Consider the following 22,654-nt stretch of genomic DNA (forward strand, 5'->3'; position numbering starts at 1 on the left):
TCCACGCCTCCCGTGAAACCATGAGGTCGTGACCGGCACCTGGCCCGCCCCGCACGCGACCGCACCCGTCCGCGGCCGGGTCACCGTGCCGGGCTCGAAGTCGATGACCAACCGCGCGATCCTGCTCGCCGCCCTCTCGGGCGGCCCGGCGTCGGTCGACGGCGCCCCGGCGACGCGCGACACCATGCTGATGGTCGAGGCGTTGCGCGCCATGCGCGTCCCGATCGACGTCGACGGCGAACACGTCACCGTCCACCGGCACGCGGGCCTGGCGGCCGGCTCGGTCGACTGCGGCCTCGCGGGGACGGTCATGCGGTTCATGCCGCCCGCGGCGGCGCTGGTCGAGGGCGTCGTGCGCTTCGACGGCGACGAGCGGGCCCGGGAGCGCCCGATGGGCCCGGTCCTCGACGCGCTGCGCTCGCTGGGTGCGGTCATCGTCGGCGACTCGCTGCCGTTCGTCGTGGTCGGCGAGGGCGGGATCGACGGTGGCACGGTCACCATCGACGCCTCGGAGTCGTCGCAGTTCGTGTCGGGGCTGCTGCTGTCGGCGGCGCGGTTCGACAAGGGCGTCACCGTCGTGCACGACGGCAAGCCGGTCCCGTCGCTGCCGCACATCGACATGACGGTCGCGATGCTGCGCCACGCGGGCGTCGTCGTCGACGACTCCGAGCCGAACACGTGGCGGGTCGAGCCGGGGCAGATCGCCCCGACGGACTGGGTGGTCGAGCCGGACCTGTCCAACGCCTCGGTGTTCCTGGCGGCCGCGGCCGTCACCGCCGGCTCGGTCACCGTCGCGGGCTGGCCCGCGGAGTCGACGCAGCCGGGCATCGGCATCCTGCCGGTGCTGCGCGAGTTCGGCTGCACCGTCGCCGCCGGGGCGGACGGGCTGACCGTCACCGGCCCGGACACCCTGCGCGGCGTCGACGTCGACCTGCACGACGTCGGCGAGCTGACCCCCACGGTCGCGGCCGTCGCGGCCCTGGCCCCGACGCCGTCGCGGCTGCGCGGGGTGGCGCACCTGCGCGGCCACGAGACCGACCGGATCGCCGCGCTCGCCGCGGAGATCACCGCCGTGGGCGGCGACGTCGACGAGACCCCCGACGGCCTGGAGATCCGCCCGGCTCCGCTCACCGCGCCCACCGACCGGCCGTGGCGCGCCTACGCCGACCACCGCATGGCGACGGCCGGGGCACTCGTCGGGCTCGTCGTCCCCGGTGTGGAGATCGACGACATCGGCGCGACCGGCAAGACGTTCCCCGACTTCCCGGGCAGCTGGGCGGCGCTGGTCGGATGAGTCGATGACTCCGGGGCGGGCACGCGAGTACGACGAGACCGATGTCCGGGTCCGGCCGGGCCGGCGGGGGTCACGGCCGCGCAGCAAACGCCGCCCCGAGCACGCCGACGCGGCCGAGGCGATGGTCATCGGCGTCGACCGGGGCCGCTGGACGTGCGCCCCGGACGGCGACGCCGACCGCCCGCCGGTCACCGCGATGCGGGCCCGGGAGCTGGGCCGCACACCGATCGTCGTCGGCGACCGGGTGGGCCTGTCGGGCGACGTGTCGGGCACCGTCGACACGTTGGCGCGCATCGTCCGCGTCGAGGACCGCGACACCGTGCTGCGCCGCACCGCCGACGACACCGACCCCTACGAGCGGATCGTCGTCGCCAACGCCGCGCAGCTCGTCATCGTGACGGCACTGGCCGACCCGGAGCCGCGGACCGGGTTCGTCGACCGCTGTCTTGTCGCGGCCTTCGCGGGCGGGCTCACCCCGGTCCTGTGCCTGACCAAGTCCGACCTCGCCGATCCCGGGCCGTTCGCGTCGACCTACGCCGAGCTGGAGTTCCCGGTCGTCGTCACCCGCCGCGACGAGCCGCCCGACGAGCTCGCCGCGCTGCTGGACGGCCAGGTGTCGGCGCTGGTGGGGCACTCGGGCGTCGGCAAGTCGACCCTGGTCAACGCCCTGGTCCCCGACGCCGAACGCGCCGTCGGGGTGGTGTCGGGCGTCGGCAAGGGCCGGCACACCACCACCGCTGCCGTCGCGCTGCCGCTGCCCGGCGGGCGGGGCTGGGTCGTCGACACCCCCGGGGTGCGGTCGTTCGGGCTCGCCCACGTCACGTCGAACGAGGTCATCGCGGCGTTCGACGACATGGCCGCCGCCGTGGAGGACTGCCCGCGCGGATGCGGGCACCTCGGCCCGCCCGCCGACCCGGAGTGTGCCCTCGACGCGCTCGTCGCCGCCGGGGCGCTGCGGCCCGCACGGCTCGAGGCGCTGCGCCGGGTCCTGGTCGCCCTGCGTTGACCGGCGTTCGCTAGCGTTCCGGGGCATGGCGGTGAGGTCTGCGGGCGGGCCCCGGTCCGTGCTGCTCGCCCTCCTGGCCGTCGTCGTGGTCGTCGTGTCCGCGTGCGGGTCGGGTCCCGACGACGACACGAGCGAGAACGGGCTGCCCCGCTACTACGACGCGACGCAGCTGCTCAACGTCCTCGTCGAACGGCGCGCCACCGACCGGACCGCGCGGCTCGCCGTCGCGGGCGACGTCACCGGGTCCGCACCCGTCACGTTCAGCGCGCAGGGCGCGGTCAGCCTCGAAGGGGCGACGCCCGCGCTCGCCCTCGACCAGACCATCACCTGGCCCGGCGGCCAGCCCCAGACGTCGGGTTTCGTGCTGCGCGACGGCCAGGTGTGGCTGCGTTCCCTCGACGGCGGCACCCCGTGGCTGCGCGCCACCTCGGCGACCACGGAGGCCGACAGGATGCGCGCCGCCATCGCGCGGGCCCTGGGCGACACCACCGACCCCACCGCCAACCTGTCCCGCTACGCCGACGCCACACTCGTCTCCGACGCGTCCGACGAGACCGTCGACGGGGTGGCGACGATCCGCTACACCCTCGTCGTCGACCTGACCCGGGCCGCGACGATCGAACCCGACGACGCGGTCCGCGCCCAGCTCGAGCAGCAGGTCGCGAGCGGCCTGACCCGCATCACCTCGACGCTGTGGGTCGACGCCGACACCCGGCCCGTGCGCACCCGCCAGCGCCAGGACCTGCCCGGCATGGGCACCCTGGCGATGACGGGCGTCTACACGTCGTGGGGCACCCCGGTGACGATCACGCCGCCCGCCGCGGCCGAGGTGCGATGACCGCACCTGACCCGCGGTCGGTCGGCCCGTTCACGATCCACCGTGTCCTCGGCGAGGGCGGCATGGGCCGCGTCTACCTCGGCCGAACCCGCGACGGACGCGAGGCCGCCGTCAAGGTGGTGCGCGCCGCGCTGGCCGACGACCCCGAGTTCCGCGCCCGGTTCCGCCAGGAGGTCGCCGCCGCCTCCCGCGTCCACGGCGCCTACACCGCCGCCCTGCTGGGTGCCGACCCCGACGCGCCCTCGCCCTGGATGGCGACGGAGTACGTGCCGGCGCCGTCGTTGCGCGACGCGATCGGCGAGCACGGGCCGATGCCCGCCGAGCCGGTGCGGCGCCTGGGCATCGGGCTGGCCGACGCGTTGGCCGCCATCCACGCCGCGGGCGTCGTGCACCGCGACCTGAAGCCCGGCAACGTCCTGCTCGCCCACGACGGACCCAAGGTCATCGACTTCGGCATCGCCCGCGCCGCCGACGCCACCACCCTCACCCGCACCGGCGCCGTCATCGGCACCCCCGGCTTCATCGCGCCCGAGGTGCTCACCCACGAGCGCGCCGGGCCGGCCTCCGACGTGTTCGCCCTGGGCGGGGTCCTGCTCTACGCGGCCACCGGTCGGGCACCGTTCGGCGAGGGCGAGGCCGCCGTGCTGCTGTTCCGGGCCGTCAACGTCGAACCCGACCTCACCGGTGTCCCCGCCCCGATCGCGTCCGTCGTCCGGGCGTGCCTCGACCGCGACCCCACCCGCCGGCCCACCCCGGCACAGATCCGCGACGCCCTCGGCGGCGACCGGGACCGTCCCACCAGCGGCTGGTTGCCCGCGCGGCTGGAGCCGACGCCGCCCCTGCCCGTCGCGCGCCGGCGGCTGTCCCCCGTCCTCGCGATCGGGGCCGTCGCGGCCGTCATCGCGCTGGTCGGGGGCCTGGTCCTGGCGCTGCGCACGGGTTCGGACGACCCGTCGACACCGCCGACTACCTTCCCCACCGGGCTGTCGATCCCGACGACCGCGGTCGCGCTGCCGACGGGCGTCACGATCCCGACACTGGCCCCCGCCACCACCGTGGCGCCCGCCGACGTCACCACCTCCCCCACCGCGACCGGGTTCAGCACGCCGTCGAACAACATCGCCTGCTACGTGACGCCCAACTCGGCGCGCTGCGACATCGCCGAGAGCACCTGGGACCCGACGACGATCCCCGCCCGCCCCGCGACCTGCCAGCAGGTCTGGGGCGACTCCCTCTCGGTGGCCGGCGCCGACAGGCCCACTTTCGTCTGCCACGGCGACACGGTCTTCGGCAGCGGCCCGGTGCTGGACTACGGCCGCTCGCTGCGCGTGGGCGACGTGACGTGCACGAGCCGGACCTCGGGTGTCGAGTGCAAGGTGGGCTCCAGCGGGCACGGCTTCTCGATGTCCAAGGGCGCGTACCAGTTCTTCTGAGGGCGGCCCCGGGTCCGGCCTGGTCAGGCCCTGTGAGCGGCAATAGTCGCTATAGCGACTATTGCCGCTCACGAGCTTCTGGTCAGCCCTGGTGCGGATACCTGTGGTCCGTCGGGGGCACCAGGGTCTCCTTGATCGCGCGGGGGCTCGTCCAGCGCTGCAGGTTGTAGATCGAGCCGGCCTTGTCGTTGGTGCCCGACGCCCGCGCCCCGCCGAACGGCTGCTGGCCCACGACGGCGCCGGTCGGCTTGTCGTTGACGTAGAAGTTGCCGGCGGCGAAACGCAGCGTCTCCTGCGCGACGACCACGGCGGCGCGGTCCGTCGCGAACACCGAGCCGGTCAGGGCATAGGGCGTGGCCGTGTCGACGGTCGTGAGCATCCGCTCCCAGGAGCCGGGCGCGGAGTCGTCCCACACGTGCACGGCCAGCACCGGCCCGAACAGCTCGGTGGTGAACACCTCGTGGGTGGGGTCGTCGCCGACCAGCACGGTGGGCTCGACGAACCAGCCCTCGGCGTCGTCGCACCCCCCACCGGCGAGGACCCCCATCCCGTCGACGTTCCCCAGCACCTTCGCCAGCCGGTCGTAGGCGCGGGCGTCGATCACCGCGCCACCGAACGTCGACAGATCCTCGACGTCGCCGAAGGACACCGCGCGGGTGGTGTCGGCCAGCGCGTCACGCACGCCGGCGTTCCACAACGACGCCGGCACGAACGCCCGCGACGCGGCCGAGCACTTCTGCCCCTGGTACTCGAACGCGCCACGGACCAGGCCCGTGACCAGGGCGGCCGGGTCGGCGCTGGGGTGGGCGACGACGAAGTCCTTGCCGCCGGTCTCGCCGACCAGCCGCGGGTAGGCGCGATAGCGGTCCAGGTTGGCGGCGACCGACTGCCACAGGTGCCGGAACGTCGCCGTCGAGCCCGTGAAGTGCACCCCTGCGAGGTCGGGCGAGGTCAGCGCGACCTCGGAGACGGCGGCCCCGTCGCCGGTGACCATGTCGATCACGCCGGGCGGCAGGCCGGCCGCCTCGAGCAGCCGCATCGTGTACCAGGCGGCGAGGGTCTGGGTGGGGCTCGGCTTCCAGACCACGGTGTTGCCCATCAGCGCGGGCGCCGTCGGCAGGTTCCCGGCGATCGCGGTGAAGTTGAACGGCGTGATCGCGAGGACGAAGCCCTCCAACGGGCGGTGGTCGAAGCGGTTCCACACCCCCGCCGACGACACCGGCTGCTCCGCGATCAGCCGCCGCGCGTAGTGGACGTTCCAGCGCCAGAAGTCGATCAGCTCGCACGCGGAGTCGATCTCGGCCTGCTGCACCGACTTCGACTGGCCGAGGATCGTCGCCGCGTTGAGGGTGTGCCGCCACGGCCCGGCCAGCAGATCGGCGGCGCGCAGGAACACGGCCGCACGTTCGTCGAAGGGCAGGTCCCGCCACGCCGGGGCGGCGTCGCGGGCCGCATCGACCGCGGCCTGCACGTCGGCGGCGGTGGCCTGCGCGGACACCCCCAGGACGCGGCGACGCCGGTGCGGGGACACGACGTCGATCCGCTCGCCCCCGCCCATCCGCTGCCGCCCCCCGACAGTGCCGGTGAGCTCGTGCTCGACGCCGCCCAGCTCGGCGAGCCGGGCGGCGAGCGCCTCCCGCTCGGGGCTGCCGGGCGCGTGGCCGAGGACGGGCTCGTTGCGCGGAGCGGGGACGTCGGTGACTCCGGTCAACTCGGACATGCCCCCAGGGTGGCCCCACGGAACAGGGCACGCCACTACGCGAGACACCCCACCTGGTGGCAAGCTCCACCCCATGACCACGGGGGGAACCGAGGGCGGCGCCACACAGGAACCGTCGCAGGGCGAACCGCCCGCGCTGCGCAAGGAGCCCGGGCCGCCCGCGCTCCGGATCGGGACCGCCGAACGCGAAGCCGCCGCGAAGGCGCTCGACGCGCACCTGGAGGCGGGCCGCCTCGGCGTCGAGGAGTACGCCGACCGGTCGGCCGCGGCGGCGGGCGCGACCGTGGCGAGCGAGCTGCAGGCCCTGTTCACCGACCTGCCCGCACCGCACCCGCAGCTGCCGGGCCAGCCGACCACCGAGCCGACCCCGACGTCGCGGCTCCCGGTCGTCGACGCGACCTCGCGCGAGCCCGAGGCCCGGGGCGGGTTCTCCGGGTGGGGGCCGCGGATCGTCGCGGTCACCCCGATCATCGCGCTCGTACTGTTCCTGGCGCTCAACAACGTCTTCGCGCAGGCGTGGATCTTCTTCCTGCTGATCCCGATCGTCGGCGGCGTCGTCTACGGCGGCGACCGCGGCCGCGAGCGCGAGGAGCGCCGCCTCGACCGTGACGACCGCCGGGAGCTGCGCCGCGGCGACCACTGGGGCCACGACTAGCCCCCCTGCCCGTCGAAGACGCGAACGAACGGCACAGTCGCGCAACACAGTTGCGCGACTGTGCCGTTCGTGCAGGTCGGGACGTGCGGGGCAGGGCGTGCAGGTCAGGATGTGCGGGGCGGCCAGGGCGGGACGATGTCCGGGTAGTCGGCCGGGACCTGCCCGGGGTACACCGGGGGCCGCTTCTCCAGGAACGACGTGACTCCTTCCGCGGCGTCGGGGGCACGGCCGAGGACGTCGATGGCACGCGAGTCGAGCCTGTGGGCCTCCCAGGGCCCGGGCGCGCCCAGCATCGACCACAGCAGCTGCCGCGACACCGCCACCGACACCGCCGACGTGTTCTCGACGATCTCCGCGGCCAGCGCGCGCACGGTGCCGGCGAGGTCCGCGTCGGGCACCACCCGGGACACGAGCCCGCCGTCGAGGGCCTCGGCGGCGTCGAACACCCGGCCCGTCGCGACCCATTCCATCGCCCGGGAGATGCCGACGACCCGCGGCAGGAACCAGCTCGACGCCGCCTCCGGCACCAGGCCGCGGCGGGCGAAGACGAACCCGAACCGGGCGGACCCGGCCGCGATCCGCACGTCCATGGGCAGCGTCATGGTCGCGCCGATGCCGACGGCCGGGCCGTTGATCGCCCCGATGACGGGCTTGCGCGACGCCGCGATCCGCAGCGAGACCACCCCGCCGCGGTCGCGCGGGACGCCGTCGACGAGGCCGTGGCGCTGTTCGGCCGCCCGTTCCCCGGACGAGGCGTCGAAGGTCGACGCGCCGCGTGACAGGTCGGCGCCTGCGCAGAACCCACGGCCGCGGCCCGTCACGACGACGACGCGGACCTGCGGGTCGGCGTCGGTGGCGTCGAACGCGGCGACGATCTCGTCGGCCATCGTCGAGGTGAACGCGTTGAGCTTCGCGGGGCGGTCGAGGGTGATCGTCGCGACGCCGTCGGCGACCTCGTAGGCGATCTCGGTGTAGGACAACAGGCCTCCTCGTCGGGGCCTCCATATCTAGCCGATCGGGGCGCGGCGCGCGCGGACCACCCCTGCGCCGGACCAGCCCTGCGCCGGACCAGCCCTACCGGGATCAGCCCTACGGGGATCAGCCCAGCTCGACGACGAAGGCGATCTCCCCCGGCGCGTACCAGGCCAGCTCGTGGTCCTCGGCCTCGCCGACGAGGAACTCGGCGTCGAGGTCGCCCAGGTCAGCCGCGTCGACCGCGCCCGCGGCCTGGCGGACCGCGTGCTCGGCGTCGGCGACGTCGACGTGGACGGCCGCGATCGACTCCATCGGCACCGAGCCCGTGACGCGGACGGCGCCGTCGTCGAGGTCGGGGCGCAGGGTGACGTCGTCGACGTCGGCGGCCACGACGACGCGCCGCGCCGGGGTGTCGTCCTCGCCGAGCCCGAACTCCACCGCGAGCAGCCGCAGCGACGCCCGCGCCGCCTCCAGCATGGCCGCGTACTCGAGCTCCTCGTCGTCGCCGGCGACGTAGGCCTCACGAAGCCGCGGCGTCAGCGCGAACGCGGTGCCGCCGATGGGCTCGAACTTTCCCGTCTTGACCAGCCGCGCCAGCATCGGCCACGTCCCTGGCAGGTAGATCCGCACGTTCGCCCTTCCGGAGCTGTTCGTCAGCCGGCGGTGGCCAGCAGTTCGTCGAGCGCCTCGTCCACGAGGCCTGCGAGCACGTCGACGTCGTGCATCGCGTCGCGATCGCCGTTGAACCCGTAGTACACCCCGCCGTCGTAGCTGGTCAGGCCGATCGACAGCGCCTGTCCCTTGGCCAGCGGCACGACGGGGAACATCTCCAGCATGCGCGCACCCGCCGCGTAGAGGGGGAACTGCGGGCCGGGGACGTTCGTCACGACCAGGTTGAAGATGCGCTTGGAGAACCCGCTCGCCGCGCGGGCGCCGAGTGCGTGCAGCGTCGGCGGTGCGAACCCGCCGATGCGCACCAACGTGTCCGCGCCCACCGACTGGCCGCCCGCGGTGTGCTCGGCCATCGCGTGCGAGACGTGCCGCAGCCGCACGAGCGGGCTCGCCTCGCCGACGGGCAGGTCGACCAGGAACGACGACACCCGGTTGCCCAGCGACCCCGCCGTCGCGGAACTGGGCACGTCGGCCTCACCGCGCACCGACAGCGGCACCATCGCCCGCACCGACGCCGACGCCGTGACCGGTTCGCCGCGGGAGAGCAGCCAGTCGCGTAGTGCACCGGAGATGACGCTGAGCACCACGTCGTTGACGGTGCAGCCGTGCGCGGCGCGGATCCGGCGGTAGGCCTGCAGGTCGGTGCGGGCCACCGCGAACCGGCGCTGCGTGGAGATGTCGACGTTGAGCGGCGTGCCCGGGGCCCGCCGGGACGCGGTGCGCGCCATGGTGAGCAGCGTCGTCGCGACCCCGGCGACCTTGCCCGCCGTGGCGATGGCGTCGCCCGTCGCGGTGCGCACGTTCTCGACGAGCTCCTGCGGCCGGGACACCATGTCCCCCAACGCTTCCAGCAGGAGCGTCGGGGCGCTCGGCTCCGGGTGGGGCATCCACAGCTCCTCGGGGACCTCGCGGGGGTCCGGGGAGACGTCGAGGATGACCTGGCCGATGTCGATGGCGCTGATCCCGTCGACCATCGCCTGGTGGGTCTTGGTGATGACGGCCGCCCGGTTGTCGGCCAACCCTTCGACCAGGTACATCTCCCACAGCGGGCGTGTGTGGTCGAGTGGGCGCGACATCAGCCGGGCCACCAGTTCGGCCAGCGCCTCGTCGGACCCCGGACGCGGCAGCGCCGAGCGCCGGACGTGGTAGGCGATGTCGAAGTCCTGGTCGTCGACCCACACCGGGCGGGCGATGTTGCCCGGGACGTGGCGGACCTTCTGCCGGTAGCGCGGCACGAGGGCGATGCGCTGCTCGATGAGGTCGACCAGGCCGTCGTAGTCGAACCCCGCCTTCGGCCGCTCGAAGACGGCGACGCCGCCGACGTGCATGGGCGTGGACGCCTCCTCCAGGTACAGGAAGGAGGCGTCGAGCGCGGAGAGCCGGGGCGGCATGCCGGTGATCCTACGGTCGCGTGGGACGCTTCTGTCGTGCCCGAACCGCGTTCATCGACCCGATCGCCCAAGGACACCTTCATCACGGTGTACGGCCGCAAGCCGGTCCTGGAGGCGTTGCAGGACGAGTCGTTGCGCGTCGACAAGGTCGTGCTCGCCGAGGGTTCCCGGGGCGAGCCGGTCCGCGCGATCCGCGACGCCGCCCGGCTGCGGGGGGTGCCGGTGCAGACGGCGTCGGCGCACCGGGTGAAGGTGCTGGCGGGCAACGGCCGCCACGACCAGGGCGTGCTCGCCGACGTCGTCGCCCCGCGGATGGCGCCCGTCGAGGAGTTCGTCGCCGACCTGGGCACCCGCCGCGGCGCCTCGGTGCTCGTGCTCGACGCCGTCACCAACCCCGCCAACGTCGGCATGATCCTGCGCAGCGCCACCGCCGCGGGTCTCGACGGCGTGCTCGTCCCGCGCCGCGGGGTCCCGTCCATCGACCCGTTGGTGATCAAGGCGTCCGCCGGCGTCGCGTTCTCGGCGCCGGTGCTGCGGTCGTCGACCGCCGCCGAGGGCTGTGCCACCCTGCGCGCCAAGGGTTTCGCGGTGTTCGGGCTCGCCGCCGGTGGGGACTCGCTGCTCGAGGCCGAGCTGCCCGAGCGGGTCGCGCTGGTGCTGGGCAACGAGACCGACGGTCTGTCCGGGGACGTCCGGGAACATCTCGACGGGACGCTCGCCATCCCGATGTTCGGCGGCGTCGAGTCGCTCAACGTCGCGAGCGCCGGCGCCGTCGCGGCCTACGAGCTGCTGCGCCGACGACGGTGACACACCCCGTGAGTGACGGTCCCGGGCCTCACGGTCCGTGTCTGCTCCGATGGGGTCCGTGTCTGCTCCCATGGGGTCCGTGTCTGCTCTTTTGGGGTCCGTGACGTCGATGCACGCCGAACCCGCCGCGGCGGCCGTCCCGGTCCCTCGTTCGACGACGCCCCGCGCGCTGCCCGCCGCGGTCACCGCGCTGGCCGCGTTCCTCGCGCTGGGCCTGTCGACGGGCCTGCTGCTCGGCGCCCCGGCCGGGGCGGGCGACAACGGCGACGGCGCCCGGCTCTGGTGCGGCGCGGGCCTCGACCCGCTCACCCCGTCCGGGAAGTCGGCGTGGCAGGGCGGTGTCGTCCTCGACTTCGCGACCGGCGGGCGCGCCTGCGCCGACCCGCTGCCGTCGTCGGCGCTGGTGGTGCTGCGCGCCGTCACGCCCGCCGGGCCGGGCACCTGGTCGCTCACCACGCTCGGCTGGGCCTACCTCGTCGCGGTCGTCGGCGCGGCCGCGCTCGCCGCGTGGGCGGCCTCGGCCCGCGGGCCCCGGCGGGCCGCGCTGCTCGCCGTCCCGGTGCTGCCGCTCGCCGAGCCCGCGTTCGGCCGGTTCCTGATCTCCACCTACAGCGAGCCCGCCGGGCTCGTCGGCACGTCCGTGCTGCTCATGGGGGCCGTCGTGGTGGCCGTGACCCGGCGCGACGACAGGGCCGAGCGGGTCGTCGCGCTCGCGCTCGTCGTCAGCGGGGGCGTCCTGGCCGGTACCGCGAAGTCGGGCTACCTGCCCCTGCTCGCCGCGGCCGGTGTGCTGTGCCTGGTGACGGCCGTCGGGTCCCGCGGTGTGCGCGGACGGCTCACGGGCATCGCGGCCGTGGTCGCGCTCGTCGGCCTCTCGGCCGGTCCCGCCGTCGCCACGTCGCAGTGGCAGGCCCGCCACTACGCCGGCGTCAACGCCACCGACCTGGTGTTCTCCACCGTGCTGCCCGAGGTCGGGCCCGACGCCGTCGCCCGGCTGGGGCTGCCTCCCGCGGCCGCGCACCGCTCCGGCACCACGTACTTCCCGCGGGCCGACCCGGACCTGCCCGGCCAGGCCGTCATCACCGCGGACCCCGACGCCGTCCGCGATGCCGCGCTGCGCGAGCTCGCCACGCACCCGGCGGCGCTGCTGCGCGCGGTCGGGGTGTCGGTGCAGGCCACGCAGGGCCGCGGCGTCGACTACCTGCCGTCGGCGCCCTGGACCCCGCCCACCGTCGCCCCGTCCGACGGCGTCGTGACCGGGCCCGAGGGGTCCGACGCCGCCGCGCTGCGCATGTGGCTCGCCACCATGGCCGCGCCGTGGTGGCCCTCGGCGGTGCTGCTCGCCGGCCTGGCCGTCGGCGTCGCGACAATGGCCGCACCGGTGCGGCGGCGGTTCCCGGCGGCGACAGCTGCAGCCCGCATCGGCGGGTTGTGCGCGGCCACGTCGCTCGCGCTGGCTGCCCTCGCTGTGCTCGGCGACGGCTACTTCGAGATCGCGAAACACGTCTGGCTCGCGGCCTACCTCGTCGACACCACCGTCCTCGCCCTGGTCGCGACGCTCGCCGCCGCCGTCGTCGACCACCTCCTCAGGGTTCAGGGCCACCGCGCAGATGCCTAGGGTGAGGAAATGGTGCACCGTCGCATGCCGAAACCCGCCGAGATCCTGCCGCTCCTGCGACCGGCACCGATCCGCTGGGACGCGACCGAACGCCGCCTCGCCCGCGCCGCGAACATCGCCGACCTGCGTGCCATCGCCCGCCGCCGCACCCCCCGTGCCGTGTTCGACTACACCGACGGCGCCGCCGACGGCGAGCTGAGCCTGTCCCGCTGCCGCGACGCCTACGCCCGCGTCGAGTTCACGCCCACCGTGCTGCGCGACGTCTCCGAGATCGACACCTCCCGCACCATCCTCGGACAGCGCTCCACGCTGCCGTTCGCGTTCGCCCCCACCGGGTTCACGCGCATGATGCACACCGAGGGCGAGCGTGCGGTGGCGTCGGTCGCGCAGGAGGTCGGCATCCCGTTCTCCCTGTCCACGATGGGCACGACGACGATCGAGCAGATCGTCGACATCGCCCCGGACGTGCGGCGCTGGTTCCAGCTCTACCTCTGGCGCGACCGCGCCCACGCCAAGGACCTCGTGCAACGTGCCGCCGACGCCGGCTACGACACGTTGATGCTCACCGTCGACACTCCCGTCGGCGGGGCGCGGCTGCGCGACGTCCGCAACGGCCTCACCGTCCCGCCCTCGCTGAGCCTGCGCACCTTCCTCGACGGCGCCCGCCACCCGCACTGGTGGTTCGACATGTTCACCACCGATCCGCTGGCCTTCAGCAACCTGCAGGGCACCGACGGCACCATCGCCGAGATGATCAACAAGGTGTTCGACCCGGCCCTGACCATGGCCGACGTCGAGTGGCTGCGCGGGGCCTGGCCCGGCACGCTCATGATCAAGGGCATCCAGTCCGTCGCCGACGCGCGCAGGGTCGTCGACGCCGGCGCCGACGCCGTCCTGCTGTCCAACCACGGCGGCCGCCAGCTCGACCGCGCACCGGTCCCGCTGGAGCTCATCGAGCCGACCGTCGCCGAGCTGCGCGGCGAGGCCGCGGTCCTCGTCGACACCGGGATCACCCACGGCGCCGACATCGTCGCCGCGATCGCGTTGGGCGCCGAGGCCGCCCTCGTCGGCCGCGCCTACCTCTACGGGCTGATGGCCGGCGGGCGCCGCGGTGTCGAGAAGACCGTGGCGATCCTGCGCGGCGAGATCGAACGCACCCTCGCGCTCATGGGCGTCACCCGCGTCGACGACCTCCGTCCGGAGCACGTCCACCTTCGCCCGAACGGGTGAACCCCGGGTGGCGGGACGGGCGCGAGGGGGCCACAGTGCTGCGCATGGGACTCATCGACAAGGCCAAGGACCTGCTGAACCAGCACGACGACAAGGTGGACCAGGGCCTCGACAAGGCCGGCGAGGCCGCCAAGGGCCGCTTCGAGGGACACGACGACCAGATCGACGGGGTCGTCGGCAAGGCCAAGGGCGCCACGGGCGACGGCGACACCACCGCCCCGGCGCCGGCCCCCGAGGAGCAGCCGCCCCCGCCCGGCGCCTGACGCGTCAGTTCCCGCGGCGCTCGGGGTGCAGGTCCAGCAGGATCTCCACCTCGAGCACCGTCGCGTCGGCGTCGACATGCCTGACGACGACCGCACCGGCCTCCCGTGCCCCGCGCACGTTGGCCTCCGCATCGTCGACGACCACGCACTGCTCGATCGGCACCCCCAGTGCTGCCGCAGCCGCCCGGAACGCCTCCGGATGCGGTTTGCGGGGCCCGTCGCAACCCAGCCGCACGACGTCGACCAGCGCCGCCAGCTCCGGCGGCACCGACGACGCGTCGGTCAGCAACGCCGTCCGCACCCCGACCGCGCGCGACCGGGCCGGGAGGTCGGTGACCGGCGGGCCGTCGGTGAGGACGCCGCCGACGTCGAGGATCAGGCCCCGCAACGTCCCGGTCACCGCTGCTCCGCGATCCGCGTCAGGTAGCCACGCAGCTCCGGGGGTGCGGCGGGCAGCCACGCCGCGACGTCACGGTCCACCGCCGCCGTGGCGGCCGCCGAGCGGGTCCGCCCCGCCGCGGTGACCGCGATCCGCACGACCCGCCGGTCCCGGCCGTCGCGTTCCCGCGTGACGAGACCGTCGGCGTCGAGGGCGTCGAGGGCGTCGAGCACCGGCGTCAACGTGGCCGGGGTGAGCCCGACCGCGCCCGCGAGGTCACGGTGCGACGCGCTCGGGACGCCGAGAAGTGCATGCAGCACAGCCAGTCCGGTGGTGCTCAGGCCGTGGGCCGCTGCGCTGGCGCGGCGCCGGCGCTCGACCTCGCGGCCCGCCCGGACGAGCAGCAGGTCGAGACCCGGGCGCCGGGTCGTTCCGGTGGAGATCGACACCGGCCGACCATAGCCGCCGCCGGTCCTCCGTCGTCGCCGTTCCGGAAAGGGTGTTCACGCTCGCGTTCGTGCGGCGGCGCACCGTATGCCGGCGTACCGGTCCGAACCGGCCCGCCCGCAGCGGGCCGGCGCCGATGCTTCGCGACGTGACCACCTCCGTCGACGGGCCGCCGCGCAGGAGCTTCCGCATCCGTGTCCTGCAGCACGAGCCCGACCCCGAGCCGATCTGGCCGCTTCCACTGCCGCGCCCCGCCGTCGACGCGTGGTGGCCCGGCGCCGCGGTCGTCCCGGTGCCGGAGCCGCCCGCCCCCGACCCCGCCGTCGTCCGGGCCGCACGGGCCGCTGACCTGGCCGAACGACGCGCGATCGGCGAGTCCGTCGGACTGATCCTGGAGGTCGTCGGCGGCCGGGTACCGGCGCTGCGGCTGGCCCGCATCGCCGCACCCCAGGTGCAGCGCTACGCCGCCGCGGCCACCCACCGCGCCGACCTGCGCCGCGCCGTCGGCACCCGCCGCCCGGCGGGCGCCGCCACCGGTGACCGCGTCTGCTCGCTGCGCATCGACCGGCCCGCCGACGGCGTCGCCGAGGTCGCGGCCGTGTGCCGCTTCGGCCGGCGCGTCCGGGCCATGGCCTGCCGCTTCGAGCTGCTCTCCCCCGGCCGGCACGCACCGGGACAGGGCGACGCACGCTGGACGTGCGTCGCGCTCCGGCTCGGCTGAGCGCCGGTCAGTTCCCGCGCCGGCGGGCCTTCTCCGCCTGCCGCTGCGCCGCCCGGCGCTCCGACCGGTTGCCCTGGCCCCCGCCGCCCTGCGGCTTCGTCGGCCGGCGACCACCGCCGTTGGCACCGCCACCGCTGCCGCCACGGACCGCCTCGCCGCCGTCCTCGTCGGGACCGCTGTAGCGCAGGTTCTCCGGCTGCCGCTGCTGCGGCCCACCGAAGACCGCGGGCAGCACCGTCGTCGCGTCGTCGTCGGGCTGCGGACGGCCGTTGCGCGGGCGGCCGTTGCCGTTCGTCGCACCGTTGCGCGCCGGCTGCACCGGCACCTCGCGGGTGACCGCCGCCGCGTCCGGCACCGGCGCCGGAACGGGCTCCGGCTCCGCGACCTGCACCTCCACCTGGAACAGGTGGCCGACCGTCTCCTCCTTGATGCCCTCGAGCATCCGGGAGAACATGTCGAAACCTTCGCGCTGGTACTCGATCAGCGGGTCGCGCTGGGCCATCGCCCGCAGGCCGATGCCCTCCTTGAGATAGTCCATCTCGTAGAGGTGCTCGCGCCACTTGCGGTCCATGACCTGCAACAGGATCTGGCGCTCCAGCTCACGCATGCCGCCCTGCTCGCCGATCAGGGTGTCGATCTCGGCCTCGCGCTTCTCGTAGGCCTCCCGCGCATCGGGCAGCAGCTCCGCGAGCAGCGCCTCCGACGTCAGGTCGTCCATGTCGCCGTCGTCGACCAGGTCCTTCCAGCGCAACGACACCGGGTAGATGGTGCGCAGCGCCGTCCACAACCGGTCGAGGTTCCAGTCCTCGGCGTACCCCTCCGACGTCTCCCCGCGCACGTAGGCCGTGACGACGTCGTCGAGCATGTTGCGGACCTCGTCGCGCACGTCCTCGCCGTTGAGCACGCGGCGGCGCTCGTCGTAGATCACGGTGCGCTGCTTGTTGAGGACCTCGTCGTACTTCAGGACGTTCTTGCGGATCTCGAAGTTCTGCTGCTCGACCTGCGTCTGCGCCGACCGGATGGCCTTGGTGACCATGCCCGCCTCGATCGGGACGTCGTCGGGCAGGTTGAGCCGGTTCATGATCGACTCGACGAGCTGGCCGTTGAAGCGGCGCATGAGCTCGTCGCCCAGCGACAGGTAGAACCGCGACTCACCCGGGTCGCCCTGACGCCCGGACCGACCACGCAGCTGGTTGTCGATACGCCGCGACTCGTGCCGCTCCGTGCCCAGCACGTAGAGGCCACCCGCGTCGCGGACCGCCTCCGCGTCCGCCACGACCTGCTGCTCGGCCTCCGCCAGCGCCGTGTCCCAGGCCGCCTCGTACTCCTCCGGCGTCGACACCGGGTCGAGCCCCCGCGCCCGCAGCTCCAGATCGGCGATGAACTCGGGGTTGCCGCCCAGCATGATGTCGGTACCGCGACCGGCCATGTTCGTGGCGACGGTGACCGCGCCCGGCACACCCGCCTGCGCGACGATCGCCGCCTCACGCTCGTGGTGCTTGGCGTTGAGGACCTCGTGCGGCACCTGGAGCTGCACCAGCAGCTTCGACAGGTACTCCGACGTCTCGACGCTCGTCGTACCGACCAGCACCGGCTGGCGCTGCTCGTACTTCTCGGCGATGTCCTCGGCGACCGCGGCGAACTTCGCCTTCTCGGTCTTGAAGATGACGTCGCCCTGGTCCTGACGGACCATCGGCCGGTTCGTCGGGATCGTCACGACGCCCAGCTTGTAGATCTGGTGCAGCTCCGCCGCCTCGGTCTGGGCGGTACCGGTCATGCCGGAGAGCTTGTCGTAAAGCCGGAAGTAGTTCTGCAGCGTGATCGTCGCGAGCGTCTGGTTCTCGGCCTGGACCTCGACGCCCTCCTTGGCCTCCAGAGCCTGGTGCATGCCCTCGTTGTAGCGGCGGCCCGCCAGCACACGACCGGTGAACTCGTCGACGATCATCACCGCGCCGTCGCGGACGATGTAGTCCTTGTCCTTCTTGAACAGTTCCTTGGCCTTGATGGCGTTGTTCAGGTAGCCGACCAGGGGCGTGTTCGCGGCCTCGTACAGGTTGTCGATGCCCAGCTGGTCCTCGACCAGCTCGACACCCTCCTCGGTGACGCCGACGGTGCGCTTGCGCTCGTCGACCTCGTAGTGGACGTCGCGCTGGAACATCGGGGCCATCCGCGCGAACTCCTGGTACCAGCGGGCGCTCTGCTCGGCCGGACCGGAGATGATCAGCGGGGTACGGGCCTCGTCGATGAGGATCGAGTCCGCCTCGTCGACGATCGCGAAGAAGTGGCCGCGCTGGACGAGGTCGTCCTGCTTCCACGCCATGTTGTCGCGCAGGTAGTCGAAGCCGAACTCGTTGTTGGTGCCGTAGGTGACGTCGCACGCGTACTGCTCGCGCCGCTGCGCGGGCGTCATCTCCGAGAGGATCACGCCGACCGTGATCCCCAGGAAACGGTGGATGCGGCCCATCTTCTCCGCGTCGCGCTTGGCCAGGTAGTCGTTCACCGTGACGACGTGGACGCCCTGCCCGGCGATCGCGTTCAGGTACGACGGGAGCACACACGTCAGGGTCTTGCCCTCACCGGTGCGCATCTCGGCGACGTTGCCCAGGTGCAGCGCGGAACCACCCATGATCTGCACCGGGTAGGGCCGCTGACCCAGCGTGCGGCTCGCGCCCTCGCGGACGACGGCGAACGCCTCGGGAAGCAGGTCGTCGAGCGACTCGCCGTCGGAGAAGCGCTCCCGGAACTCGTCGGTCTTGGCCCGCAGCTCCGCGTCCGTCAGGTCCTTCAAGCCGGCCTCGAGCGAGTCGACGTGGTCGGCGATCCGGGCCAGCCGCTTGACCTGCTTCGTCTCGCCGGCTCGGAGCAGACGGTTCAGGAACGACACTGGTCGACCTCATTCACGATCGCGGCACGGGCACTTGAGACACGGCACGGGCGGACTGCGGGCCCACAGGGCGGGCGCCGGACCGCAGCCCGGCTCGCCCCATGGTAGAGGCACCCGCGACACGGCGGCCCCGCAGCGCCGACAGGGGTGGCCCGGCACGCACGTCGGTGCGGCCGGACCACCCCCGCCGGTGATCGTCGTGGAGTGTCAGGTGCCGAGTCGGATGAGTCCGTAGTCGTAACCGCGGCGCCGGTAGACGACGCTCGGTTCGCCGCTGTCGGAGTCGGAGAACAGGTAGAAGTCGTGCCCGACCAGCTCCATCCGGGCCAGGGCGTCGTCGACGGTCATCGGTTGCGAGGTGTGGACCTTGCGACGGACCACGCGGCCCGGACACGGATCGGGATCGTCGGCGCCGTCACCGTTGTACGCGGCGGCCAGCGCCTCCACCTCCGCGATCTCGCGCTCGGCGAGGTCGCCCTCGCCGTGGTGGCCGTTGAGGTGCTCGTCGTGGGCCCGGGGCGCGGGTATCGGAATCTCGCCGGTGGGCAGCTCCTCGACCATGAGGTCGGGCAGTTCCTCGGTGATGGTCGTGCCGCCGCGGCCGGCCGTCGCGCGAGCGCGGCGACCGCTGATCCTGCGACGGTCGTGAGACCGGCGGAGTCGGCCCTCGAGCTTGGAGATCGCGAGGTCCAGGGCGGCGTAGAAGTCCTTCGCCGTCGCCTCTGCGCGGGCGACGGTCCCACAACCGCCGCGACCGGTGATCTCCACCCGCTGGCAGGTCTTGAGCTGCCGGCGGTTCGGCTCGTGGAAGAGCTCGACGTGCATTCCCATCATCTTGTGGTCGTACCGCTCGAGGCGACCGACCTTGTCGGTGACATGGACCCGGAAGTGGTCCGGCACCTCGACATTGCGGCCGGTGACGACGATCTCCACTAGGACATCCCTCGCTTTCGACGTCGATTCGACGGGGCTGGCGAAGTGGCCGGGGACTCGGTCCCCCGGTCACTGACACGGCGTCAGACGTACCTCCCGAAGGGGGACGGGGACTGTTGGGAGAGCACCGTAGCCCGGATCACGATTCGGCAACAGGGGTCCTTCGACGGAGTCGCTGACCTGTGTGGTATCGGCGAATGACATTCCCAGCACCCGTCCCAGGCGGTAACGTCTGGTGTTCGTGCGGTCGCCGAACGTCGTCGACCCTGCTCCGACCGGAGCCTCCGACACGCGTCCGTGAGGAGTCGCCGGCATCCCGGATCACCTCCGCTCCTCGGCCCTCCCCGACGGTGTCCACCCTTCTCGTCCACCGCCGGTGCGGTCATCCGGTCTGTACCCCGTTGTCGCGTCGCACAACACCAGAGCCGCTACCGGGACAACGTCCGAGGCCTCCAAGGAGTGCCGGCAGGCGCGCAACGTCGCGCCCGTGGTGATCACGTCGTCGACGAGCAGGACCCGCGCACCCGGTGGCGGCAGCCCCGACCCGACCGTGCGCAGGCGGCCCGACAGGTTCGCGGCGCGCTGCGCGGCGTCGAGACCGACCGAGTCGGCGACCCCGCCCGCCAGCGCGAGCCCCGGCGCGACCGCGACCTCGTGTCCGTCGCGCGCGAGCAGCGCGGCCAGCCGGTGGCAGAGCCGCAGGACGTGGTCTCCCCCGCGGTCGCGGGCCGCGCCCGCGCGGGACGGGGCGGGGACGAGCCAGCGGACCGGGCGACCCCGCGCACCCGTCCATGCCGGACCGGGCCAGGTCGCGGGCGGCATCGCCGTGGCCAGCGCGGTGGCGAGCAGGCCCGCGAGGACAGGGGCGAGGTCCCGGCGGCCGCGTTCCTTGTAGACGATCAGCGCCTGCCGCAGCGGGCCGCCGTAGCGCCCGGCCGCGAGCACCGGTGGCCCACCACGTCCGCGGGTCCAGCGCGGCGGGCCGGTGCGGTCCGCGCACGTCGCGCACCAGCCGGCACCCGGTGCGGCACAGCCGCCGCAACCGCCGGGGAGCAGCAGATCGAGCAGCGCGGGCAGGAGGCCGGCGGATCGGGAGACGGTCATGGCCCGAGCGTGCCGGGCCGCGCCGACCGCCGGGACGCGCTCCGCCCTGTGCGGCCCGAGTTGTCCACAAGCACGCGCTTACCGACCGACCCTGTGGACAACTGCGGTGGCGCCGCCTGCGGACCGCTACAACGGAACGGCGCGGACGATCAGCCCGGATAGAAGGGCACCGCGTCGGGCATCCCGCCCGCCACCAGTCGCCACGTGTCGAGCTGCCCGCCCGAGAAGCTCCACACACCGCCCTGGTCCACCACGAGCAACGGCCGGTTGGGAGCGGCCGCCACCGCCCGCAGCGGCGGAGTCAGGTTGCTGCCCGACACCGAGTCGAGCGCGAGCCCGTCGGCCGACACCAGCGACACCGCCCGGTCGCTGCGTGCGCTCACGACGACGACCGTGTCGGTCGACCTCCAGTCGACCGCGACGGCGTCGCCGAGCTCGCCCGGTCGCAGCAGCCGGGCACCTCGCAACGTCACCGACCCGTCGAACGCCCGCGCCACCGACGCGGTCACGACCCGCCCGCCCACGACCGCGGCGACACGCATGCCGTCGCGCGACATCCGGAAGGAGGTGATCGACCCGCCCGCCGCGGTGAGTGCCGACGCGTCGACCGGCGCACGCCGCGGCGGCGCGCCCGGGTCGAGGACGACCCGCGACACGGTCGTGCCATCGGCGACCGTCCAGACCTCCGTGCCACCCGGCGCCCACGTCGGCCGGGTCAGGACCGCGCCCGTGACCTCGGTGGCCTGCAACGGCTTGTCCCCCTCGCCGACGATCAGCCGGCTGCGGCCGCCCTCCCGGGACACGACCGCCTGGCGGCCCCCGTCGATCGTGACGGCGGCCGAGGCGATGTCGAAGGCGCCGTTGCCCATCTGGCCGGCGACGACGCCGCCGGGATCGTCGCCGCCGAGCTTCCGGACGCGACCACCCGCCGCCACCAGCGCAGGCTGCTGCGGGGCACCGGCGTCGGCGGCGTCGGCGGCGGCCGAGGCGACGTCGGCGCGGGTGACGTCGAGCGTCGCAGGCAGGACCGGGGCGCCGTCGATCAACAACCGGACGCGGGAGGCGTTGACCTCGGACAACGTCAGCACGACCTGGGCGGCGAGCAGACGACGCCCGGCGTCGTCGAGGGTGCCGACGCCGGTGAGGTCGACGACGAGCCCACCGTCGGCGGTCTCGGTGACGTTGGAGGTGAGCGACGCGGTCTCGGGCAGCCGGCTCGCGACCGCGCCGGCCAGCGCCGCGGACGGTCCGTCGAGCAGCATGTCGACCGCGCGCGCCGCCTGGGCCTTCGCGGGCACCGCCGGGAGGTAGCGCAGATCGGGCACGACCGTCGACCGGACGGGATCGACGAAGAACACCTTGATCGAGCGGTAGTTCGACCGCAGGTCCGACAGCCGGACGAAGACGCCCGGGGGGAGGGAGGCGATGCGCCACTGGCCGTCGCGACGCACGACGGTGACGTCGGCCTCGACGGGGGCCTCGTCGGGCTCGAACGCGCCCGAGTTCGTCAGCGTGCCGATCCGGGTGCCGCGGATCCGGACGGTCGTACTGTCGGGGCCGCTCGCGACGGGGACCGTGCCGAACTGCTCGTCGAGCACGGTGACCGACGCGCCGTCGTCCCAGGTGCCGGCCTCGGGCGCGAGGAACCGGCGGGCGGCGCCGTGGCGGTCGGCGCTGCTGCCGGAGGCGTAGACGAAGCCACGGACGAGGTCGAGGGGGTTCGTGCCGTCGACGGGGCCGGGCGGGGCGGGCGGGGCCTCGCCGTCGCTGACCTTGCGCAGGACCTGGACCGAGGAGTCGCCGGGCACGGTCGCGCACGCGGACGCGGCCGCGGCGAGCACGGCGAGCAGCACGACGAGCACGGCTCGCTTCCGCCGGGGCGCGGTCCCCCGCAGACCCGCCGGCGCGGCCGCCCCGGCGCTCACGGGCGCGGTCGTCCGGGCGTTCATCGGCGGGTCCCCTGGCGGTAGGCGGGCGGGGCCCCGTGGACACCGGCGGCATCGTCGGCCGCCTCGCGCAGCTGGCTGATGGGCGTGCCGAGGGGCGGGGTCGGCACGCTGTTGGTCTCGGCGGGCCGGGTGCCCTCCGGGCCCAGCGGCAGCGGGCTCGACACGAGCTTGCCGCCGACCTCGCGGGGCAGGGTGAGCCGGAACGTCGAGCCCTGCCCGGGGGCGCCCCACGCCTGCAGCCAGCCGCCGTGCAGCCGCGCGTCCTCGAGGCTGATCGACAGACCGAGCCCGCTGCCGCCGCTGCGCCGGGCCCGCGACTCCTCGGCCCGCCAGAA

The 22,654-nt window shown here is 74.1% G+C and carries 21 protein-coding genes; 10 read left to right on the top strand and 11 right to left on the bottom strand.

Going from position 1 to position 22,654, the window contains the following annotated elements:
- The first annotated feature begins 28 nt into the window (after window positions 1-28).
- From aroA to PSU4_RS31945, 4 genes are read left to right on the top strand one after another with little or no spacing between them, the layout of a single operon-like run.
- The gene (gene aroA, locus PSU4_RS23260) at window positions 29-1,294 is read left to right on the top strand and encodes a 3-phosphoshikimate 1-carboxyvinyltransferase (RefSeq protein WP_147112375.1); all 1,266 of its coding nucleotides are present in this window, start codon (window positions 29-31) and stop codon (window positions 1,292-1,294) included.
- A gap of 4 nt (window positions 1,295-1,298) precedes the next feature.
- Window positions 1,299-2,300: a ribosome small subunit-dependent GTPase A gene (rsgA, locus tag PSU4_RS23265; RefSeq protein WP_147112378.1), complete on the top strand. Its 1,002-nt coding sequence runs from the start codon at window positions 1,299-1,301 to the stop codon at window positions 2,298-2,300.
- A 25-nt stretch (window positions 2,301-2,325) separates the two neighbouring features.
- Complete coding sequence (locus PSU4_RS23270; protein ID WP_147112381.1) at window positions 2,326-3,138, top strand: SCO4651 family lipoprotein; 813 nt, start codon at window positions 2,326-2,328, stop codon at window positions 3,136-3,138.
- Window positions 3,135-4,571: a serine/threonine-protein kinase gene (locus PSU4_RS31945; protein ID WP_222596372.1), complete on the top strand. Its 1,437-nt coding sequence runs from the start codon at window positions 3,135-3,137 to the stop codon at window positions 4,569-4,571. Before PSU4_RS23270 ends, PSU4_RS31945 begins: the two co-directional genes overlap by 4 nt.
- Before the next feature lie 82 nt (window positions 4,572-4,653).
- Here PSU4_RS31945 and pruA read toward each other — a convergent pair whose 3' ends face one another.
- A complete protein-coding gene (gene pruA / locus PSU4_RS23280) occupies window positions 4,654-6,282 on the bottom strand; it encodes an L-glutamate gamma-semialdehyde dehydrogenase (RefSeq protein ID WP_147112437.1) in 1,629 nt (542 codons plus the stop codon).
- A gap of 82 nt (window positions 6,283-6,364) precedes the next feature.
- On the opposite strand from pruA, the gene PSU4_RS23285 reads away from it, so the two are divergent.
- Window positions 6,365-6,946, top strand: a complete 582-nt coding sequence (locus PSU4_RS23285; protein WP_186817134.1) for a DUF1707 SHOCT-like domain-containing protein — start codon at window positions 6,365-6,367, stop codon at window positions 6,944-6,946.
- 104 nt (window positions 6,947-7,050) lie between these two features.
- Here the strand turns inward: PSU4_RS23285 and PSU4_RS23290 are convergent, their stop codons facing one another.
- From PSU4_RS23290 to PSU4_RS23300, 3 genes are all read right to left on the bottom strand, one after another.
- The gene (locus PSU4_RS23290; protein WP_147112387.1) at window positions 7,051-7,926 is read right to left on the bottom strand and encodes an enoyl-CoA hydratase-related protein; all 876 of its coding nucleotides are present in this window, start codon (window positions 7,924-7,926) and stop codon (window positions 7,051-7,053) included.
- 118 nt (window positions 7,927-8,044) lie between these two features.
- Window positions 8,045-8,551 carry a DUF6912 family protein gene (locus tag PSU4_RS23295; RefSeq protein WP_147112390.1) on the bottom strand — a complete coding sequence of 169 codons (507 nt, stop codon included), beginning with the start codon at window positions 8,549-8,551 and terminating at the stop codon, window positions 8,045-8,047.
- Between the two features lie 23 nt (window positions 8,552-8,574).
- Window positions 8,575-9,984 (bottom strand): WS/DGAT/MGAT family O-acyltransferase, encoded by a 1,410-nt coding sequence (locus tag PSU4_RS23300; RefSeq protein WP_147112393.1) that lies wholly within the window; start codon window positions 9,982-9,984, stop codon window positions 8,575-8,577.
- 36 nt (window positions 9,985-10,020) lie between these two features.
- On the opposite strand from PSU4_RS23300, the gene PSU4_RS23305 reads away from it, so the two are divergent.
- From PSU4_RS23305 to PSU4_RS23320, 4 genes are all read left to right on the top strand, one after another.
- A complete protein-coding gene (locus PSU4_RS23305) occupies window positions 10,021-10,791 on the top strand; it encodes a TrmH family RNA methyltransferase (RefSeq protein WP_147112396.1) in 771 nt (256 codons plus the stop codon).
- A 79-nt stretch (window positions 10,792-10,870) separates the two neighbouring features.
- Window positions 10,871-12,409, top strand: a complete 1,539-nt coding sequence (gene wsfD, locus PSU4_RS23310; protein WP_147112399.1) for a glycan biosynthesis hexose transferase WsfD — start codon at window positions 10,871-10,873, stop codon at window positions 12,407-12,409.
- A gap of 9 nt (window positions 12,410-12,418) precedes the next feature.
- On the top strand, window positions 12,419-13,639 hold the full coding sequence (locus PSU4_RS23315) for an alpha-hydroxy acid oxidase (RefSeq protein WP_147112401.1): 1,221 nt from the start codon (window positions 12,419-12,421) through the stop codon (window positions 13,637-13,639).
- A gap of 44 nt (window positions 13,640-13,683) precedes the next feature.
- Window positions 13,684-13,902, top strand: coding sequence for an antitoxin (locus PSU4_RS23320; RefSeq protein WP_147112404.1), 219 nt, complete (start codon window positions 13,684-13,686; stop codon window positions 13,900-13,902).
- 4 nt (window positions 13,903-13,906) lie between these two features.
- Here the strand turns inward: PSU4_RS23320 and PSU4_RS23325 are convergent, their stop codons facing one another.
- Together PSU4_RS23325 and PSU4_RS23330 are read right to left on the bottom strand one after the other, a co-directional pair.
- A complete protein-coding gene (locus PSU4_RS23325; RefSeq protein WP_147112407.1) occupies window positions 13,907-14,302 on the bottom strand; it encodes an HAD-IA family hydrolase in 396 nt (131 codons plus the stop codon).
- Window positions 14,299-14,730 carry a MarR family transcriptional regulator gene (locus PSU4_RS23330; protein ID WP_147112410.1) on the bottom strand — a complete coding sequence of 144 codons (432 nt, stop codon included), beginning with the start codon at window positions 14,728-14,730 and terminating at the stop codon, window positions 14,299-14,301. Before PSU4_RS23330 ends, PSU4_RS23325 begins: the two co-directional genes overlap by 4 nt.
- 146 nt (window positions 14,731-14,876) lie before the next feature.
- On the opposite strand from PSU4_RS23330, the gene PSU4_RS23335 reads away from it, so the two are divergent.
- Entirely contained in the window at window positions 14,877-15,449 is a 573-nt protein-coding gene (locus tag PSU4_RS23335) for an Rv3235 family protein (protein ID WP_147112413.1), read from the top strand.
- A 7-nt stretch (window positions 15,450-15,456) separates the two neighbouring features.
- Here the strand turns inward: PSU4_RS23335 and secA are convergent, their stop codons facing one another.
- The 5 genes from secA to PSU4_RS23360 form a co-directional block, all read right to left on the bottom strand.
- A complete protein-coding gene (gene secA, locus PSU4_RS23340; RefSeq protein ID WP_147112416.1) occupies window positions 15,457-18,333 on the bottom strand; it encodes a preprotein translocase subunit SecA in 2,877 nt (958 codons plus the stop codon).
- A gap of 207 nt (window positions 18,334-18,540) precedes the next feature.
- On the bottom strand, window positions 18,541-19,266 hold the full coding sequence (gene hpf / locus PSU4_RS23345; RefSeq protein ID WP_147112418.1) for a ribosome hibernation-promoting factor, HPF/YfiA family: 726 nt from the start codon (window positions 19,264-19,266) through the stop codon (window positions 18,541-18,543).
- Window positions 19,267-19,587: 321 nt separating this feature from the next.
- Window positions 19,588-20,370: a ComF family protein gene (locus PSU4_RS23350; RefSeq protein WP_147112422.1), complete on the bottom strand. Its 783-nt coding sequence runs from the start codon at window positions 20,368-20,370 to the stop codon at window positions 19,588-19,590.
- A 149-nt stretch (window positions 20,371-20,519) separates the two neighbouring features.
- A complete protein-coding gene (locus PSU4_RS23355) occupies window positions 20,520-22,319 on the bottom strand; it encodes an LpqB family beta-propeller domain-containing protein (RefSeq protein WP_147112425.1) in 1,800 nt (599 codons plus the stop codon).
- A partial coding sequence (locus PSU4_RS23360) for an ATP-binding protein (protein WP_246115294.1) occupies window positions 22,316-22,654 on the bottom strand: 339 nt, incomplete at its 5' end. The genes PSU4_RS23360 and PSU4_RS23355, both read right to left, overlap by 4 nt.

Source organism: Pseudonocardia sulfidoxydans NBRC 16205 (assembly GCF_007989085.1).
GTDB classification, from domain to species: Bacteria; Actinomycetota; Actinomycetes; order Mycobacteriales; family Pseudonocardiaceae; genus Pseudonocardia; species Pseudonocardia sulfidoxydans.